Origin of the sequence: Oceanobacillus sp. FSL W7-1309, from assembly GCF_038002145.1 — a bacterium.
Taxonomy (GTDB): domain Bacteria; phylum Bacillota; class Bacilli; order Bacillales; family Amphibacillaceae; genus Oceanobacillus; species Oceanobacillus profundus.
Genome location: NZ_JBBOBX010000002.1, coordinates 1,189,484 through 1,208,976 on the forward strand (window position 1 = coordinate 1,189,484; position 19,493 = coordinate 1,208,976).

Here is a 19,493-nt window from a genome sequence, read left to right on the forward strand (position 1 = left end):
AAATAATCTGCTTGCACTTAATCAAAAACTACTAAATTCTTCTGTTTTAATAGTATTGATTACTACTATAATAAGAGAAAAGGAACTTAGCCCCTTTCACAAAATATCGAATCTAAATCTATAATGAGTATACTGCTCTTCTTCCATTGAATCAATGTTAGGAAGCCTGGTCATAATTCATATTTCTACCAGCTATATTTAGTAGATTTGCGAATTTCGAAACTATTATCCGATTAAATTCTTTGTTTTGATGTGGAATTTAGCTATTAAAATAAATTCTATTAAAGTTAAAACTTTTTGAAAAAGTAGAGTTTAGACTCGCATGCAGCCATTGTGTTAATGAGTAAACCCATTCGATTCGGTTGCTCAATTTACTTCCTGCCTTTCCCGGATGCACTAGTCATGCTCTGACACAGCCAGAACGAACACAAATAAATAACCCCGATACACGAATCGTATCAGGGTTATAAACTATTTACTCATTTTTATATCCCCTTGCTTGGCTCGTTTTAAAAAGCTGGCAAGGATTATAGCTACTGCGATAATAAAGGTCGAAATAAAGAATGCATCATTAATTCCACCTAGCATTGCTTCTAAAGCTATTTGTTGCTGCACCTCCGAAGTCGGACCGCCTACTACTGCCTCAGTTAAACGGTTTGCATACACATTTTCTCGAATTGACATGATCGTTATTAACAATGCAGTTCCAATCGCTCCAGAAACCTGATTCAGCGTATTATTCATCGCTGTTCCATGCGGGTAATATTCAGCAGGCAACTGATTTAAGCCGTTCGTTGATACCGGCATCATAACCATGGATAGACCTAACATACGCATTCCATGCAGTGCCATTAACGTAATGTAACCTGTCTCAAACGTTAAGTTACTAAAGCAATACGTTGTAATTGTCATAATCGATAAACCAACAAGCGCCAGTACTCGCCCGCCATATCTATCAAACAGTCTACCTGTGATTGGTGACATAAATGCATTCAGAAGAGCTCCCGGTAATAGCATTAACCCCGTATCCATTGGCGAAATCCCACGAATCGTTTGTGCATAGATCGGTAACAAAAGAAAACCAGAAAACATTGCAATATTAACGACCATCGATATGATGGATGCCAACGTAAACATGGGATATTTAAACACATTGAAATTTAACATGGGCTTCTCAAGCTTTGATTGACGAAGGATAAACCAGATAAGCGCAATAACCCCAAGGATAATTGTTCCATATACCTGTAAGCTATCCCAGCCCTTTGATCCAGCAGAGCTAAAACCGTATAATAATCCTCCGAATCCAATACTGGACAAAATTAAAGAAAGAATATCTAACGTAATAATCACTTTTTCTTTCTTATCCTTTAATAGAAAAAAGCCGAGCAAAAATACAACAGCAGCAATTGGAGTTATAAAATGAAATAGCATTCTCCAATCATAGTGTTCAATAATCCAACCAGAAAGCGTTGGTCCAATTGCTGGAGCAAACATTAAAATCAAACCGAAGACTCCCATTGCAGTTCCTCGTTTAGCGATTGGAAAGCTTATTAACATAACATTCATTAATAATGGCATCATAATTGCGGATCCAGATGCCTGAACCATTCGCGCAGCCAGCAAGATCGGGAATGTATGCGCAATACCTGCAATTAAAGTTCCACAAAAAAACAGACCCATTGCAACTAAGAACAATCGGCGAACAGAATATTTTTGAATTAAAAAAGCTGTCGTTGGAATCAATATACCATTAATTAACATATACCCCGTCGTTAACCACTGGACGACAGATGTACTTACATCAAGGTCTAACATGATAGATGGCAGTGCAACATTTAGCAGTGTATTATTTAAAAATGAAATAAATGCACCGACCATAAGTATTGCTAAAATACCATACTTTGGCCGGTCATTATGATTGATTGATGGTTCCATAAATTCTTCTCCCTTACATTAAACTATACATTGATCACCCGAATTTTTCTAATGACATAAATCATATCATATACCTTTAGTCCACATAATACAAATAAATTTTTTATTGTCTTTATCAAGTTTATGAACCGATTCATAATTCATTCAATTTTTAATAGACTATGAGTCTAGTATGAAAATACAGCTAAATTAGAAAAAAACTTTCCTTCATTAATAGTGGGAAAGTTTTTCATTAGCTAACCGCAAAAATATGGAGCACATTTTTGCAATTAAAGCAACTATTTTTAATACCTACGCGTCCAAAATTTGCCTATCTCCACCAAATCTACAAATCTTCATGAACATTTTGTGAAGCATTTCTCATACTCTTGTATTTTTATCGTTTGCGTACTATTATATAGGACGATAATTGTGTTTACCTTTATATTGGCGCAAAAAAACAGATAATTTAACAGAAAGGGGTATATACATGAAACTTAAATGGACCCTACTAACATTCATTTTCACTATAGCTACAGTGTTAACAGGTTGTGAGCCATTACTTGTCTTAGATCCAAAAGGACCACAAGCTGCAACGACTGCTGATGTTATATGGTTATCCATCATTACTATGGCATTCATTGTTATTACCGTACTTGTATTACTTATCATTATCCTAGTAAAATACCGCGCATCTAAACAGGATGATGATTATGAACCACCACATATTGAGGGGAATCCTATTGTCGAAGGAATTATTGTTGGTATTCCAATTTTAATTGTTATCTTCTTATCTATCGTTTCTGTTGTCTCAACATACCAAGTTGAAACAGTACCAGAAGGATATGAGGATCAGGAACCGTTGGTGATATATGCTTCTTCATCTAACTGGAAATGGCATTTCAGCTATCCAGAACAAGATATTGAAACAGTCAATTATGTATTTATCCCAACAGATCGTTCCGTCCAGTTCAAGCTTTACTCACATGGTCCAATTACAAGTTTTTGGGTACCGCAGTTAGCCGGACAAAAATATGCGATGGCAGACATGGTAACGACAATTAATTTAGCGGCTGAATCAGCTGGAGAGTTTATGGGTAGAAATGCAAACTTTAGTGGTGAAGGTTTTGCTGAAAACACATTTAACGTTATCGCAATGCCGCAAGATGAATTCGATACTTGGGTAGATGATATTCATGCTACGGCTGATCCATTAACAGAAGATATATTCAATGAATTATTAGAACCTGGTCATCTAGGTCAACTTGCTTTCACTGGAACACATTTAGAATTTTCACCACCACCTGAGGGTGAGCATGGTGGGCATAATCACGGTTCATCTGATGATACGGAACAATCCGAGGATGAACATGATGATTCAGAACACGATCATCATTAATTGAAAGACTACGAACAAAACAGCTAGATTACTAATCTAAATGTACTTGAACTTCTCGAAAGGAGTAACAAACATGGAATTTTTTGAAAGATTCGCTATACCCCATCCAGATCCAATGATCTATGCATCTATGGTTGCAATTGTTCTTGTTTCCATCGCAATCGTTGCAGGATTAACTTACTTTAAAAAATGGGGCTATTTATGGAACGAATGGTTAACAACAACTGACCATAAACGAATCGGGATTATGTATTTGATTTCCGCTTTAGTCATGTTATTCCGTGGTGGTGCGGACGCTGTCATGATGCGTCTTCAGCTTTCTAGCCCGGAAATGGAATTTTTAAACGCTCAACATTATAATGAGGTTTTTACAACGCACGGAGTTGTAATGATCTTCTTTATGGCAATGCCGTTCGTTATTGGTTTAATGAACTACGTTGTGCCACTGCAAATTGGTGCTCGTGACGTTGCTTTTCCGCGACTAAACGCACTTAGCTTTTGGTTATTCTTTGCCGGAGCAATGCTATTTAACATATCGTTTGTTATCGGTGGATCACCTGACGCTGGTTGGACCAATTACTTCCCACTAGCAAGTAATGAGTTTAGCCAATCTGTTGGTGTTAACTATTACATGTGGGCTCTTCAAATTTCTGGAATTGGTACACTAATGACAGGAATTAACTTTGTTGTAACGATTTTCAAAATGAGAGCTCCTGGTATGAAATTAATGAAAATGCCAATGTTTACATGGTCAGCTCTTATCACAAATGTTATTATTGTATTTGCTTTCCCAGTGTTAACTGTAGCGCTCTTAATGGGAACGTTCGACCGTCAATTCGGTACATCATTCTTTGCAACAGGTAATGGTGGTATGGATATGTACTGGGCCAACCTTTTCTGGGTTTGGGGCCATCCAGAAGTTTACATTTTAATTCTGCCAGCATTCGGTATTTACAGTGAGATTATTTCGACCTTCTCACAACGTAACTTATATGGGTATAAATCAATGGTAGCTTCCATGGTACTAATTTCCCTACTCTCATTCTTTGTATGGGTACACCATTTCTTTACAATGGGACAGGGAGCATTAACTAATAGTATCTTCTCGATTACAACAATGGCAATCGCCATACCAACCGGGATTAAGATATTTAACTGGCTCCTAACGATGTGGAAAGGTAAGATTAGGTTCACCGTTCCAATGCTTTATTCAGTAGCCTTCATCCCACTTTTCACAGTTGGTGGAGTAACTGGAGTAATGCTTGCAATGGCAAGTGCTGACTATCAGTATCATAATACGATGTTCTTAGTAGCTCACTTCCACAATACAATTATTCCTGGTGTTGTTTATGCGATGCTAGCTGGTCTTACGTATTGGTGGCCAAAAATGTTTGGCTTTATTCTGAACGAGCGAATTGGAAAATGGGCTTTCTGGTTTAATGTTGTCGGCTTTGTTTTAGCTTTCTTCCCGATGTACATCACTGGATTAGACGGGCAAGCTCGCCGTATGTACACATACTCAGAGTCAACTGGATTCACTCCATTGAATATGCTTTCGTTTGTAGGAGCAGGTTTAATGGCAATTGCATTTATCCTGATCGCCTATAATATTTTCTATAGTATTAAAAACTCACCTAGAAACGTTGGTGACGATCCATGGAACGCACGTTCATTAGAATGGGCAACGCATAACCCGGTTCCTGAATACAACTTTGCAATTGAACCTGAAGTAAATTCCAGTGAAGCATTCTGGGATCATAAGAAAAAGAAACATACTTTATTCAAAGGTAAAATCGATAAAATCCATATGCCAAATAATAGTGGTATTCCAATTATAATGGCAGGTATTTTATTTGTATTTGGATTCTCGTTCGTCTTCAGTATTTGGCCGGCTGTTATCATTGCTGCCATTGCCTTCTTCGCATGTATGATGTACAGTTCATTCGAAAATGATCAGGGACGCTATATTTCTGCTGACGAAGTGAAGGAAACGGAAGAGAAATTTGGAGGTGCTTCGAAATGAAGATAGATCACTCGCAACCTCTTGAATATAGCACACACAAAAATGAAATGAATATATTAGGCTTCTGGATTTTCCTGGGTGCTGAAATTATGCTTTTTGCAACACTATTTACATCCTATTTCATATATGAAAACAGATTTGGAAATGGGCCAAGCGGTGCTGAAATCTTTGAAATAACACCTGTTTTAATCGAGACAGTTGTACTTTTAACTAGTAGTTTTACAATCGGTCTTGCAATTAACGCTATGCGTTTAAACCGACCAAAAGCAATGTTGTGGTTCTTAGGTATCACACTCCTCCTTGGAGCGACGTTCCTTTCGGTTGAGATTTATGAATTTGTTCACTATTATCATGTAGGAGCAACATTACAAACAAGTGCATTTACTGGTATTTTATTAACAACACTTGGAACACACGGTGCTCACGTAACATTTGGATTGTTCTGGGGAATAGCTATCTTCTTGCAAGTTAAAAAGCACGGGCTAAATCCAGAAACAGCCAATAAATCATTTAATTACTCACTGTACTGGCATTTTCTAGATGTTATGTGGATTTTCATTTTCAGCTTCATCTACTTGAAAGGAATGATGTAACATGAAGGAATTATTTCCAATAAAGCAAGTCAATGGCTTTATCTTCTCATTGCTACTTACCGTAGTTGCGCTGAGCGTATACTTCATGGATATGTCATTTACCGCAGGCATGACTATCTTGCTTGTAACAGCTTTTGTTCAAGCAATTGTACAGTTCGTCCTGTTTATGCATGCTGGTGAGAGTGATGATAAGAGAACAATTTACACAACCTTATACTACAGTGCCTTAATTGCTTTAGTGACCATTTTTGGTTCATTACTTGCAATGGTATGGGATATGTAAAGCACAAAAGCAGAAGCGCCCGATTAGCGACGTACGGACTGCGCCCCGTATTTTGGGGTGGTTCGGCTTGCCGAACATTGTTACGTAGAAGATAAAGGAAATACGGCGACCGTAGGGAGTCGATGTTGACTTTCACCACAAGGGTATAAGTGCGACTAACCCTCTGGCGCAGCCAATCGGCAAGTCTTCTTTTCGTTCGGAGGTGAAGGAAGTCTCACTAACGCTTTAGCGCTGGAGCTGGACGTGGCTGTTTCGGTAACTAAGTTATCTACAGCATTTAAACTTTATAGTTTCCCAAAGAAGCAATAGCAAAGCGAGCGTCTGATTATAGACGCTCGCTTTTTCATTTACAATTTAATGCATTACAAAACGCTTCTCTTCCCCTCGCCAGGTTTGTGAATCATTTCTTCGGTCACAACGAGAAACGTACCCATTATCCATATAAACGCAGCACTCATGACTGTACCTACACCAATACCAACCAGCCCTTGGTAATCGCTTACATATACCCCGTAAGAAAATATGGAAATTCCAAGGAAAACTAACGTACCACAAATATATTTTACTGCATTCAACATTGCCGCATGTGTTTTCATTTGAAATGACCTCCCTTTGTATTTATTATTTACCACGTTCACATTTTTGTCAAACATTTATTTCTAATTTATGAACTTTTGTATTTGATATTGACAAAAATCCATGGATGCCTATTTTTATAAAAATCTTCACATACAAAAATAAACCGGGAGTATTACCTCCTGGTTATTATGACTGTTACACCACTGCCTTAATTAACAGCAGCGGTAGTGCTGGTTGTTTGGATTTGTTTCATTTGCTCAAATAGACTTTTAATCGTGCCAATTCCCACATTGTCATACTTAGCTAAAATAACCAATTCTTTGGGCAATTGCCCAACTGTGACCATTTGATCCTTACGCAGTTGTTTTAATAAACTTGGGAAACCTGAAAATATATCCTCATTTAATGCTAGCTTAGCCAGTTCCTCTGTTACAACGAGGTACTCTTCTTTGAAAAAGAAAAATAATTCGCCAGGACGATCTAACATAATTTCTCTTCTTTGTTTCTCTTCCTCGATAAAAACTTCTAATTCTTCAAATAGTATTTCTTCATTTTTAGCTTTGTAGCGTTTTACATGTGTTGAAAGCCCTTCTAGATTATTTGGAAGTTCACTCATGATTCGCGCTTGCTGCTCTGCACCAAGTCGAATCAAGAACATCTCTGAACGCTCAAAACGCTGCGGTAACAGAAATGCATCCCTAAGGAAATACGGGATTTCCAACTCCATCTTTTTATATACAAGCTTTCGAATTGTAGTAAAGCCTGGTGGTAGTGGATCAGAAGTTTCTTCTGCAACTGATTTCTTCTTTTCATCAGATTCAAGATTTTTATCATGCTTCCCTACCGAAGCATTTAACAACTGCTCCAATGCACCTAAACGAATTTCTATCTCTGAAATATCGTAGAATTCTTGTCCCTTCGCTGCTGGATCCTGGTATTCCGGAAATATAAATTCAATCGGTCCATATGTCTCCACATACCATCTTACAATTACATAAACAGCTTCCCATGATTGCAGCGCCTCTGAGTAACGGAATTTCCGTGTATCATGTGCAGCTTGATTGCCTAGCATTCGTACAGAATGTAAAGCATCCCGAACCTCTATTGTTATGTATCCATTATCATTTAACGTGTCAATTCTCTCGATTAGTGTCAGGCTTATTTTAGAAGGAAGTTCTTCCTCTTTCATTACAAGCTGCAAAATTGTTTCTACAAAAACCCTTGCATGTGTCAGCATTGTCCGCGGGCTGGCAAATATACTATTTTCAAGTTCTCTAGCAACAAATGCCAGCTCTTTATTCATCTGTTCCAAAAAATGATAATAATAATTGTCCATCTTCATTTTATGTTATCTCCTAGCTGTAAATATTCAAGTCAAACTATTATTTTACCACAGAACGAAAGCTATCTGCTTTATTTTTCTGCATCCATAGAAAAAACTACTTATCCAATTCGCATAAGTAGTTTTCCGATCTGCCCATTATTCAAAACTAAAGTGATGTCGCAGTTTAAAATAGATCGCTTGACATTCTCCATGATGACGAATATTTTCCAGCAAACCACTTATTAATGCCCTGCTTAAGCTTGGATTCCAAAGCTCTTCCTTCAATAAAGTCAGTGATTCTCTTTCAATTTCCCCTTCAACTTCGTCTAATGCATGGTCCATCAGCATCATCATTTCTTCTCTTGTTATTTCTTCATTTAATGGTTTTTTCATTAATTGAACGAAATCTTTAGTCAAAAATGGAATTGTTGTATATGCAGCTAATAAATTCGTTTTTTCAACGAGCGATTTGCAAAGTGTATCTAAATTAACTTGTAAATTAAGGAAGAAAAAAAGTTCTGAATATGTTTTCATGAAACCTTGAATACAATATACGAGATCGTATTTCATTTGTTCTACTTCATAACCGTATATTTTCTCCACCATATATAAAATGGACTCCTCGATTAACTGACTATAATAACGCATTTTTATTATCAATTCATCATTTAATGAATGTGCCTGTTCTTGAATAAAAATTTTCGCGAATTCAGAGTGCTCATAGTACGAGTCAAAACATAAGTGGTAAAATTCATATAAGAGTTTTTCCTTATCATCTTCACTTCTGACCAAGTAGTCAATGCTTGATACATATTTCATCATAAAGTGGTCAATTATAGCTAGAATCAGTGCATCCTTTGACTTAAACGATAAGTAAAAAGCTCCTTTTGAAATCCCGCAATGATCGGTTATTTGCTGAATCGAGGTTGCGCTAAAACCTTGCTTTGCAAAAAGCTCCAGTGCCTTATCCATAATTAGTTGTTTTTTTGCCACATTTTCCACTTCCTTTCCCGCTTCTAACATTGACAATTGACCAAGTAGTCATTATTATAAATAACGTAGTATCATAAGTCAAATAAGGGCAGGTGTAAAGGTGAAAGGTATTGTAAATTTTGTCCTGAAAAATAAACTGGCAGTATGGCTGCTGACTATTATTATTACTGCTTCAGGTATTTATTCAGGGACGCGAATGAAAACGGAGATGATTCCGGATATTAATATTCCTTACCTCATGGTGATGGATGTATATCCAGGTGCAACTCCAGAACAGGTTATGGATGAAGTTTCCATACCAATTGAAAAAGCAATTAACGGGCTGGAAGACATTAAGGCCGTTTATTCCAATTCATCATCTAATATCGCAAATATTCAAGTTGAATATGATTACGGAATTGATATGGATGAGAAAAAACGTGAACTGCAATCAGCACTGGATAATGTCACATTGCCAGATGATGCACAGGAACCAATCATCTCATCGATTAGCATGAACATGATGCCAGTCGTAGCATTAAGTGTCAGTAGTTCAACAGAAGATATTGTGGAGTTAACATCAACCGTTAACGACAACCTCCTACCAAAAATCGAAAAACTCGATGGTGTTGCATCTGCTACTATCACAGGGCAACACATTGAAGAGGTAGAGCTGACATATGATCAGGAATTGATGGCAGAGCTTGATATCACAGAAGATACGGTTGAGGAAATGATACAAGCTAGTGATATGGCTGTTTCTCTAGGGCTGTATGAATTTGAAGAAGGTGAACAGGCGGTAGCAGTAGATGGAAAGTTCATGACAGAAGATGAGCTTAAAGGAATGCTTATACCAGTAACACCATCAGAATCAAACCCTGCTCCATTTGTAGAACTAGGAGATATTGCAACTATCGAGACTGTTGGTAAAGTAGAGTCTGTCTCCCGTACAAATGGCGAGGACGCAATAGCAATCCAAATTGTCAAAGGTCAACAGGATAATACGGTCGACGTTGTAAATGAAGTAAAAGACCTAGTTGAAGAAGAAGTAGAAGCGAATGAAGGATTAATTATTGATGTATCCCTTGACCAAGGTCAGCCAATTCAGGATTCCGTCAATACTATGATTGAAAAAGCATTGTTCGGCGGCTTAATTGCTGTTTTGATTATATTACTTTTCTTGCGTGACTTTAAATCAACGATTATTTCCATTATCTCGATTCCAGTATCCGTATTTATGGCATTACTTCTGCTAAACTGGATGGATATTACATTAAATATTATGACGCTGGGTGCAGTCACCGTTGCAATTGGCCGGGTAATTGACGACTCCATCGTTGTAGTAGAAAATATTTATCGCAGGATTCATTTGAAAGAAGAAAAACTTTCTGGAAGAGCGCTTGTCCGCGAGGCAACCATAGAAATGTACAAACCAATTCTATCTTCAACCATCGTTACTGTTGCGGTTTTCGCACCACTTATTTTTGTCGGTGGGATGGTTGGCGAATTGTTTATGCCATTTGCATTAACCATGACATTTGCACTTCTTGCTTCACTAATCGTTGCGATTACAATCGTACCTGCACTTTCACATTTCTTATTTAAGAAAAAATTATATAGTGAAAAAACAGAAAGCCAGCATAAGGAACAAGGAAAACTTGCGAGAAGCTATAAAAAGGTTCTCGACTGGACACTAAATCATAAAGTGATTATGTCCATCGTATCAATACTATTGTTAGTAGGCAGCTTGATGCTGACACCACTAATCGGCTTCAGCTTCTTAGGCAGTGAAGAAGAGAAGGTTATGTACCTAACGTATACACCTGAAGCTGGCGAATTAATGGATGATACACTTGAAAACATTACAGAGGTTGAAGACGAATTATTAACACATGAAGATATCGATATTGTTCAGCTTTCTGTAAATGATTCAGAAACAGCAGATCCAAATGCAGCTATGATGGGCGGCGGAGCTGGCGGTGCATTAATGTACTTGATCTTCGACCCAGACATGGAAGATTTCCCGCAGGCACGTGACGAAATCTTAGAGTATGTCACAAACATCGATCAATCAGGTGAGTGGAAAAGCCAAGACTTCTCTTCTATGGGAATGGCAACGAATGAAGTAAGCTATACATTCTATAGCGAGGATTTAGATAATCTAACCGAAGCTGTCCACATGGTTGAAGAAGAAGTAGGTAAAATCGATGGAATTGATGATGTTTCGTCAAGTGCAGAGGATGCATATGTTGAACATGTATTAAAAGTAGATCAGCAAGACCTACTGCAATACGGTTTAACAACTGGTCAAATTGTTATGATGCTAAATACCTCGTCAACAAAGGATATCATCACAACAGTTGAAAAAGATGGCGAAACACTTGATGTTATCGTACAACAGGAGCAGACTTTCGATCCGCAGTCAATTGAGGAAATGCTGGATATTCCAGTTCCATTACAAATGGAGCCCGGAACAACAATTCCACTTTCGGAACTTGTAACGGTTGAAGAAGGAACAACGATGAATACACTATCACGTAGTAACAATGAGTACTACGCTACTGTTACCGGAACGATTACAGAAGATGATATTTCAAAAGCAACTGCTGACGTTGATGCAGCAATTGAAGAGCTCGACTTACCAAAAGGTGTAACAATGGGGGTCGCTGGTGTTGCAGCAGATATGGAAGAAACATTTACCCAGCTCGGTATTGCAATGCTTGCTGCAATCGCGATCGTTTACTTTATTTTAGTTGTCACGTTTGGTGAAGGACTTGCACCATTTGCAATTCTATTCTCCCTACCATTCGCGATTATCGGTTCATTTGTCGGATTACTTATCGCCGGGGAAACCATTTCAGTTTCCGTTATGATGGGTCTCCTCATGTTAATCGGTATTGTTGTAACAAATGCAATCGTCCTTGTCGATCGAATCATCCACATGGAGCGAGATGGAATGGGATTACGAGAAGCTATTCTCGAAGCTGGAGCAACACGTCTTCGCCCAATCTTAATGACAGCTCTAGCAACAATGGGCGCATTACTTCCATTAGCATTTGGTAATGGCGGTGGCGGTTTAATCTCAAAAGGCCTTGGTATTACAGTAATCGGAGGTCTAGCAAGCTCAACCTTATTAACATTGCTTGTTGTACCGCTTGTTTATGAATTACTATCCAAGCTATTTAAGAAAAACCGCAAAGAAATCGAAGAAAACTAAGTTAAACCCTACAGGAATTTTGTCCTGTAGGGTTTTATTATTTTTCAATTGCACACATGCTGATATGTTACAATCCTTTTGAATTTATAAACGCTATACTCTTTTACCCTAACTCCCTCTGTTGCTCATCTTCCATTTCTAGATGGCTTTCCTTTTCAATTTTTTTCATTCTAAATGGCGTAATGATTAGTACTGCAATAAGAACAAGCCCGAGATACCCAATCAGCGGATAAAAATAACTGACTAAGTGTGTAAATCCTGCAAAGCTTGCAACATATGCAACAATCATCGTTCCTATTAGGAATGGCTTATAACGTTTTGTTCCAACCTCTGCAAATCGTACGACAAATGAGAAGAACATACTGACCGCTGTATTATAAATCATTCCAAATATAACAATTGACATCACCACACCAAGTAGTGGCGATAAATTATTTACGATGCCCAGCATTGGCATATCTAAGCTGCCAACCTCTTCTATCTTAGCAAAAATAGCAAAGTGGCTAAGTAAAATTAAAACTCCTAGACCAAGCCCCCCAACTAGCCCACCGATTGCAGCTGTTTTTCTATTTGCTTCAGTCCCACCCATAACAATTGCCATTGATGCTCCCACTGCCGTATTAAAGGAAACATAATTAATTCCCGAGATAAACCAGTTCGGTAATGAAGTTGGCTGTTCCCTCGCGAGACTATCGAGAGCTGCGAACGATCCATCCAATGTTAGAAAACTATATACTGAAATGATTAAGACAAACAGTACTAGAAAAGGAGTAATACTCCCAATGATGGAAACAATCCGATCAACTTTTAACATCCCTGTTAAGATTACAAGCAACAACATCAAGGTTGTCCCAAAAACATACGGCATGCCAAATTGCTGATTTAAATTTGATCCTGCTCCAGCAATCATTACTACCCCTACTCCAAACAAAGTAAAAATAAGAATATAGTCAATAACCTTTCCAAGATATCGACCGCTTATATTATAGATTACCCCTTTATGAGATGTTGTTTGTGCACGGCTGCCCAACCAAACAAGCACCATCCCAACATACGCAAATAAAGCGCTTGCAATAATTGCACCAACAATACCCATAACTCCAAAGCTAGTAAAGTACTGTAATACTTCTTGTCCAGAAGCAAATCCTGCTCCAACAATCACTCCTATAAAAGCGCTTCCAATTTTAAGTGTATTTTTCATCGTGTCTCCCCCTTCAGATGTTTCCTTTTAAATTATAACAGCTAAAAGATGAAATCTATTTGTGTATATACTAAAATGTGAATTAGAAAGTTCGTTTATCTACTCAAATCCTATTTGTGTTACGTTTATTTTACTAACATAACAGGCTACAACAGCTACTGAAGAGGAAGGTATATTTCATGCGCGATAAAACTAATCACCTAGAGCTTTTAAAAAGCAGAATGAATGAAGAATTTGATTCAGCCGATCAGTTAGCTGATTGGATTGGTGAAATATTCGAGTGTCCTATTACAATAGAAGATTCTAACCATCATGTTGTATCCTACAGTAAGCATAAAGAAAATATTGACGAAGCACGAATCGGCACCATTATGAATCGAAAAGTCCCGGATAATGTAATTAATGGGCTCTGGAAAAAAGGTGTTATGTCTAAACTTATCGATCAAGATGAAGCTGTTGTCATCCCACAAATTAATGAAATCGGGCTCGGAAATCGTGTAGCTATATCCATTCGTGAAAAAAATGAAATTCTGGGGTTTATATGGGCACATACTGGTAATAAAAAACTGGGTAAAGATGAACTCGAACTACTGCAGGAAGTCGCTAAGCAAGTTCGTAAATTATTCTTCAAGCACCCGAAACGGAATAGAAAATCAGAAGAAAGTTATAATGACCTCTTTTGGCAATTACTTACTGGACAAATTAAGGACACCGATAAATTAAACCAGCAAGCAAAACAACTTAACGTTCAATTAGAGGGTGAGCTTGCAGTCGTTGTCATACGATTTGAAGATCAAATAACGGAGCAAATTGAAAAGTATGCATACTATTTAGCAGAAACACAGTTACAAGTTAAATCCCTTTTTCGCCTATTTGATAGTCATGAATTTATTGTCCTTGTTCGTCATCATCGTAAAAAGGAAGATCCGGCCTATTTATTAGGGGAATTTATCAAACAAATTATAGAAAAAATCAGTAACCAACTTGCATTAAAAAATGTCAACGGTTCAGCTGGAATCTTTTATGGTGAAGCGAAGCAAATAAATGAGAGCTATAAACAAGCACTAAGCGTATTAAATCTAAAAGAAAAATATGCAAAAGATCTAAAAGGTATCTATTTATATGAAGACCTCGGAGTCTATCAATTTATAGAAGAGCTGTTTGCGATTCAAAAAGCAAGTAAAAGTCGGAAGAATAAATACATTGAAAGATTACGATCATATGATAAGAAACACCACACTTCCCTTACCGATTCTTTACAAGCTTATTTAAACTGTGATTGCAATGTTTATCAAACAGCAAAGGAATTATTTATTCATCCGAATACGATGAACTATCGTCTAAAACGAATTCGGGAAGTCGCTATGCTGGACTTAAAGGACCCAAAACAGAAGACTCTCGTTTATTTAGATTTTATTATGGAACGCATGCATGAAGGGTGATTTGTGCAAATACACAAACCACCCTTCTTTTTTTCATCTTTTTTAATGAAGAAAATACCAAAAGAAAGCGTTATCATAAGATTATAAATAGCTTTTGAGGAGATGGTAAACATGATTATAGGGGTACTCAAAGAGATTAAAAATAATGAAAACCGTGTTGCAATGACACCTGCAGGGGTAGTGAATTTAGTAAAAGCAGGGCAAACAGTCATTATTGAAAAGGACGCGGGCTTAGGAAGCAGCTTTACAAACGAAGAGTATATCGAAGCTGGTGCTTCCATCATTGATAGCGCTTCAGAGATTTGGTCAAAATCCGAAATGATTATGAAAGTAAAAGAGCCGCTCCCATCTGAATATAAGTATTTTCGTGAAGGGTTAATACTATTCACATATCTCCACTTAGCAGCAGAGCCAGAATTAGCCCAAGCGTTAGTGGAAAATAAAGTAACTGCAATTGCTTATGAGACGATTACGGTTAACCGTACATTGCCATTGCTTACTCCAATGAGTGAAGTTGCTGGTCGAATGGCAACTCAAATCGGAGCACAATACCTTGAGAAATCAAAAGGCGGTAAAGGAGTTCTGCTAAGTGGAATTCCAGGTGTTAACCGTGGAAAAGTTACTATCATTGGCGGTGGTGTTGTAGGTACGAACGCTGCTCGCATTGCGCTCGGTCTTGGAGCTGAAGTTACCATTATTGATTTGAACCCAACTCGTTTACGTGAACTAGATGATATCTTTGGTTCAAGCATTCAAACGTTAATGTCTAACCCTTACAATATTGCAGAAGCAGTGAAAACTTCTGATTTAGTTATTGGTTCGGTTTTAATTCCAGGTGCAAAGGCACCGAAGCTTGTTAGTGAAGACATGGTTAGGTCTATGCAGCCGGGATCCGTGATTGTCGATGTCGCAATTGACCAAGGTGGAAATTTTGAAACTGTTGACCACCCTACTACTCATGATGATCCAATCTATGTAAAACATGATGTACTTCATTATGCAGTTGCGAATATCCCTGGCGCTGTACCACGTACTGCAACAGTTGGCTTAACGAATGTTACCGTGCCATACGCAGCACAAATAGGCGCAAAAGGGGTTGCTAAAGCGATCCAGGATAACCCTGCAATTGGCACTGGTGTGAATGTCATCAATGGAAAAGTAACCTATGAAGCCGTTGCCCACGATCTTGGATATAATTACATTTCATTGGAAGAAGTAATAAATGAACCTGCAATAATATAATTCCCATGGAAAATACCCTTCTTGCATCCTTAGAAGGGTATTTTTTTATTTGCACCAGGAAACTATAAAATTTGAATGCTGTGGATAACTTAGTTACCTAAACGGCTACGTCCAGCTCCAGCGCCCAGCGACTAGCGAGACTTCCCTCACCTCCGTACGATAAGTCAACATCAGCTCCCTGCGGTCGCCGTGTTTCCTTTATCTCCTACGGATCAGTCCAGTCCGTACGTCGCTAACCGGGCGCTTGCGCTTTTGTTCTTGTATACATATATGATAGGCAACACAATACTTATCATGATTAGCAAGTAGAAATATGAAAGAATTCGTTGATTAATTAATGCCTTAATTGCAAGAAGATCGACTTCCATATTTTCACTTGAAAGCTATCTTCTCTCAGCTTAATATACTACTAACCAGGAACTACTTCTTTCTCTTCTCAATCATCCCTCTTACGACATCAGGGTTTGTCCCACCAGTTATGCTTCTTCGTGCTACAAATTGTTTTGGATCAATAATTGCTTGCCAATCTTCATTTTTAAGTTGAACATCGCTAAGCCATTCATTTACTTTCGATAGTGAAATTTCATATAGTTCTTTTCCTGCTTCTTCTACGTTTTTGGCAATTACACTTGCTTTTTTATGTGCTGCCCGAAATGAAATATGGTAATCCCTTGCCAATACATCCGCAAGCTCTGTAATCGTTATCAAATTTTCTCTCGCTTGTTGATAAGCACGTCCCTTATTAAACTCCAACGTAAGCATAACAGCACGCATTAATCGCAACACTCGTGTAGCTTTTTGATAACCTGCATATAAATGTGGTTGCAGATCGTCTTCCGTATCATTTATATCTCCAAAAGGGGTGTTATGAATCATATGAACTACCGCCAGCCCTTCTGCAGCCGCACTGCTTGCAATTGCACGAGAATGCTCAATCGAAACTGGATTTCTTTTTTGAGGCATAATACTGCTAATTTGAACGTATGCATTAGAAACCTTTATTAAGCCTACCTCTTTTGATGCCATACGTAACAACTCTTGAAGCCATCTCCCCATATTCGTCATTAAACTAACTAAAGCCTGCGCTGCTTCAATTAGATAATCACCTGTTCCAATTGCATCATATGAATTCTCTATTAGTCCATCAAATTCAAGCAATTCTACCATACGCTCTCTATTTATAGGAAACCCTGTAGTAGTAATTGCAGCTGCACCCATTGGTGATTTATTCACTGTTGCATAAGCCTGTTTCAATCTTTGAATGTCTCGATCTAAATTATCATAAATGGCTACAAGGTAGTGCCCGAATGTTGTTGGCTGAGCAGGTTGTGTATGCGTATGAGCTGGCATAATTGATTCAGTATGTTTTTCTGCCTGATAAAGAATTGCTTTATTTAATTGTTCCGCTTCTATAATCACTTGTTCAATATAATCTCTAATAACAATGCGATACATCGCTTCTCCCATATCATTTCTGCTTTTTGCAATATGCATTTTTCCTGCTAGATCAGTCCCGATAAGATCCCCTAAACGAGACTCAACAAGAAAAAAAAGATCCTCATGTTGAGAAGAATACATTAATTCAGTTCGGTCAATACATTCTACCTGCTTCACAGCTTCTAAAATTTCAGTACACTCATCACCTGTTAAAATCCCCTGCTCCATCAACATAATAGTATGTGCTTTATGGATTTTAAACATTGCTTCAAATAAATACTTTTTTTGATCATCAAATACCGGCTTTAGCAGTTCATCCATATAGGTCTTACCAGGAAATTCAACTCCTTCAGCCGCTTCAAACTGCTCCTTCATTCTATTCATATCCTACACCTCAATATTGTGTATTATATTTCTTTACAGTTAGTTAACCTTACTTACCAATCATTGTAGCGGATTGTATTCTCTTTTGTAAAGTGTTAATTTTAAAAATAGTAACTCAAATTAAAATTAACTTTATTTTTAGTTATGTAAACGTTGACATTCAGAGAGATTAATAGTATTATAATTTTCAATTAATAAGTTAACTTTACTAACCTATCGAAACATTATTGATTTTGAAAGGAGTGAAAAACTATCGCTATCCGTAATGTCCCCACAGATTCCAACTTACTAAAACATTTAAACAAACGGAAAGTTTTACATTATATTCAACGAAAAGATGGACATTCTCGATCAGATATTGCAAAAGCACTAAAACTAAGTAAACCTACAGTCTCTAATATAGTTGATGAACTTTTAGAGGAAGGATGGATTCGAGAGAAAGAAAGTGAAAGAGCAAGTTCAGCAGGTGGTCGGAAACCATTTCAAATATTCTTTAATGAAAACGCAGCCTATATTGTTGGAATTGATATTGGCGGGACATTAGTTGAAATGGCCATTATGAATTTAGCAGGAAAAATTATAAGTAAGACCGCTTTTTCTACACAAAAACATGTAGGTAGTAACTTTATTCAATCAATTGCCGACTACGTAAACACCCTTATAGAGCAAGAAGGATTAGAAAGCAGCATGTTATTTGGAGTTGGCGTTGGCGTTCCAGGTATTACGGATGTTGATAGCGGAATTGTCATTGATGCGCCAAGTCTAAGCTGGAAAAATATACCGCTGCAATCTCAACTTGAATCCCATCTCTCATGTCCTGTTTATATCGATAATGATGTAAATGTTGCGGCGCTCGGTGAATATTGGAAAGGCGCCGGCAAAAAAAACAATAATATGATTATGATTACACTAGGAACTGGTATCGGGTGCGGAATTATAATTAACGGACAGCTTTATCGCGGAGCATCATACGCTGCAGGAGAAATTGGTTATATGGTAACAGATAAAGATGCTGCTGATAAAAAATACGAGCAAACTTTTAGGGGCTACGGATTCTTAGATAGTCACGTAGGAGGACCGTCTATTGCCAAAAGAATGCTTCAACACAGTCAGAAAAGTGAAGAAAAATGGACTGCAAAAAAGGTTTTCCAAATGGCAATTGATGGCGACCAAATAGCATTGAAAACAGTAAATGATTCCCTATCCCATCTTTCTTTTGCATTAATTAATGTTATTTCAATTATCAACCCTGAGAAAGTTGTATTAGGGGGCGGGATTTCTAAATCAATGAACCACTTTTTGCCATATTTAACTTCCAACTTAGAAAAACACTTACCTGTACAAACGGACATCACTATCACAACAGTTGAAGATGTCTCTTTGCTAGGTGCCGGGTACCTCATACTTAAGGAACATGAATCAATTTTAAAAGTATAGATTTTAAATTTAATTTAAAGAGACTCCGGTCCTTTAAAATATTATA

General features: G+C 37.6%; 14 protein-coding genes. 8 read left to right on the forward strand and 6 right to left on the reverse strand.

Annotation, left to right across the window (positions count from 1 at the left end; genetic code table 11):
* Positions 1 to 471: 471 nt before the first annotated feature.
* Positions 472 to 1,935, reverse strand: coding sequence for a DHA2 family efflux MFS transporter permease subunit (locus tag NST46_RS18545; RefSeq protein ID WP_340001804.1), 1,464 nt, complete (start codon positions 1,933 to 1,935; stop codon positions 472 to 474).
* Positions 1,936 to 2,404: 469 nt separating this feature from the next.
* Between NST46_RS18545 and qoxA the strand changes: the two genes are divergently transcribed.
* The 4 genes from qoxA to qoxD all read left to right on the forward strand — a co-directional run bounded on the left by qoxA (position 2,405) and on the right by qoxD (position 6,212).
* The gene (gene qoxA, locus NST46_RS18550; RefSeq protein ID WP_118890290.1) at positions 2,405 to 3,313 is read left to right on the forward strand and encodes a cytochrome aa3 quinol oxidase subunit II; all 909 of its coding nucleotides are present in this window, start codon (positions 2,405 to 2,407) and stop codon (positions 3,311 to 3,313) included.
* 73 nt (positions 3,314 to 3,386) lie between these two features.
* Positions 3,387 to 5,336, forward strand: a complete 1,950-nt coding sequence (qoxB, locus tag NST46_RS18555) for a cytochrome aa3 quinol oxidase subunit I (protein WP_095307449.1) — start codon at positions 3,387 to 3,389, stop codon at positions 5,334 to 5,336.
* The gene (locus NST46_RS18560) at positions 5,333 to 5,929 is read left to right on the forward strand and encodes a cytochrome (ubi)quinol oxidase subunit III (protein WP_095307450.1); all 597 of its coding nucleotides are present in this window, start codon (positions 5,333 to 5,335) and stop codon (positions 5,927 to 5,929) included. Before qoxB ends, NST46_RS18560 begins: the two co-directional genes overlap by 4 nt.
* Position 5,930: 1 nt before the next feature.
* Positions 5,931 to 6,212 carry a cytochrome aa3 quinol oxidase subunit IV gene (gene qoxD, locus NST46_RS18565; RefSeq protein WP_095307453.1) on the forward strand — a complete coding sequence of 94 codons (282 nt, stop codon included), beginning with the start codon at positions 5,931 to 5,933 and terminating at the stop codon, positions 6,210 to 6,212.
* Between the two features lie 362 nt (positions 6,213 to 6,574).
* Here the strand turns inward: qoxD and NST46_RS18570 are convergent, their stop codons facing one another.
* The 3 genes from NST46_RS18570 to NST46_RS18580 form a co-directional block, all read right to left on the reverse strand.
* Positions 6,575 to 6,808 (reverse strand): hypothetical protein, encoded by a 234-nt coding sequence (locus NST46_RS18570; protein ID WP_341137570.1) that lies wholly within the window; start codon positions 6,806 to 6,808, stop codon positions 6,575 to 6,577.
* 191 nt (positions 6,809 to 6,999) lie between these two features.
* A complete protein-coding gene (locus NST46_RS18575; protein WP_341137571.1) occupies positions 7,000 to 8,133 on the reverse strand; it encodes a DUF4145 domain-containing protein in 1,134 nt (377 codons plus the stop codon).
* Positions 8,134 to 8,271: 138 nt separating this feature from the next.
* Positions 8,272 to 9,108, reverse strand: coding sequence for a TetR/AcrR family transcriptional regulator (locus NST46_RS18580; protein WP_095307458.1), 837 nt, complete (start codon positions 9,106 to 9,108; stop codon positions 8,272 to 8,274).
* Positions 9,109 to 9,208: 100 nt separating this feature from the next.
* On the opposite strand from NST46_RS18580, the gene NST46_RS18585 reads away from it, so the two are divergent.
* Positions 9,209 to 12,304 carry an efflux RND transporter permease subunit gene (locus tag NST46_RS18585; protein ID WP_341137572.1) on the forward strand — a complete coding sequence of 1,032 codons (3,096 nt, stop codon included), beginning with the start codon at positions 9,209 to 9,211 and terminating at the stop codon, positions 12,302 to 12,304.
* Between the two features lie 103 nt (positions 12,305 to 12,407).
* Here NST46_RS18585 and NST46_RS18590 read toward each other — a convergent pair whose 3' ends face one another.
* Positions 12,408 to 13,505 (reverse strand): YkvI family membrane protein, encoded by a 1,098-nt coding sequence (locus NST46_RS18590; RefSeq protein ID WP_095307462.1) that lies wholly within the window; start codon positions 13,503 to 13,505, stop codon positions 12,408 to 12,410.
* Between the two features lie 179 nt (positions 13,506 to 13,684).
* On the opposite strand from NST46_RS18590, the gene NST46_RS18595 reads away from it, so the two are divergent.
* Positions 13,685 to 14,947, forward strand: a complete 1,263-nt coding sequence (locus NST46_RS18595) for a PucR family transcriptional regulator (RefSeq protein ID WP_118890288.1) — start codon at positions 13,685 to 13,687, stop codon at positions 14,945 to 14,947.
* Between the two features lie 111 nt (positions 14,948 to 15,058).
* Positions 15,059 to 16,189: an alanine dehydrogenase gene (gene ald / locus NST46_RS18600; RefSeq protein WP_095307467.1), complete on the forward strand. Its 1,131-nt coding sequence runs from the start codon at positions 15,059 to 15,061 to the stop codon at positions 16,187 to 16,189.
* A gap of 420 nt (positions 16,190 to 16,609) precedes the next feature.
* Here ald and argH read toward each other — a convergent pair whose 3' ends face one another.
* Positions 16,610 to 18,010 (reverse strand): argininosuccinate lyase, encoded by a 1,401-nt coding sequence (gene argH / locus NST46_RS18605; protein WP_251659970.1) that lies wholly within the window; start codon positions 18,008 to 18,010, stop codon positions 16,610 to 16,612.
* Positions 18,011 to 18,268: 258 nt separating this feature from the next.
* On the opposite strand from argH, the gene NST46_RS18610 reads away from it, so the two are divergent.
* Positions 18,269 to 19,447, forward strand: coding sequence for an ROK family transcriptional regulator (locus NST46_RS18610; protein WP_419776333.1), 1,179 nt, complete (start codon positions 18,269 to 18,271; stop codon positions 19,445 to 19,447).
* The last annotated feature ends 46 nt before the right edge of the window (positions 19,448 to 19,493 follow it).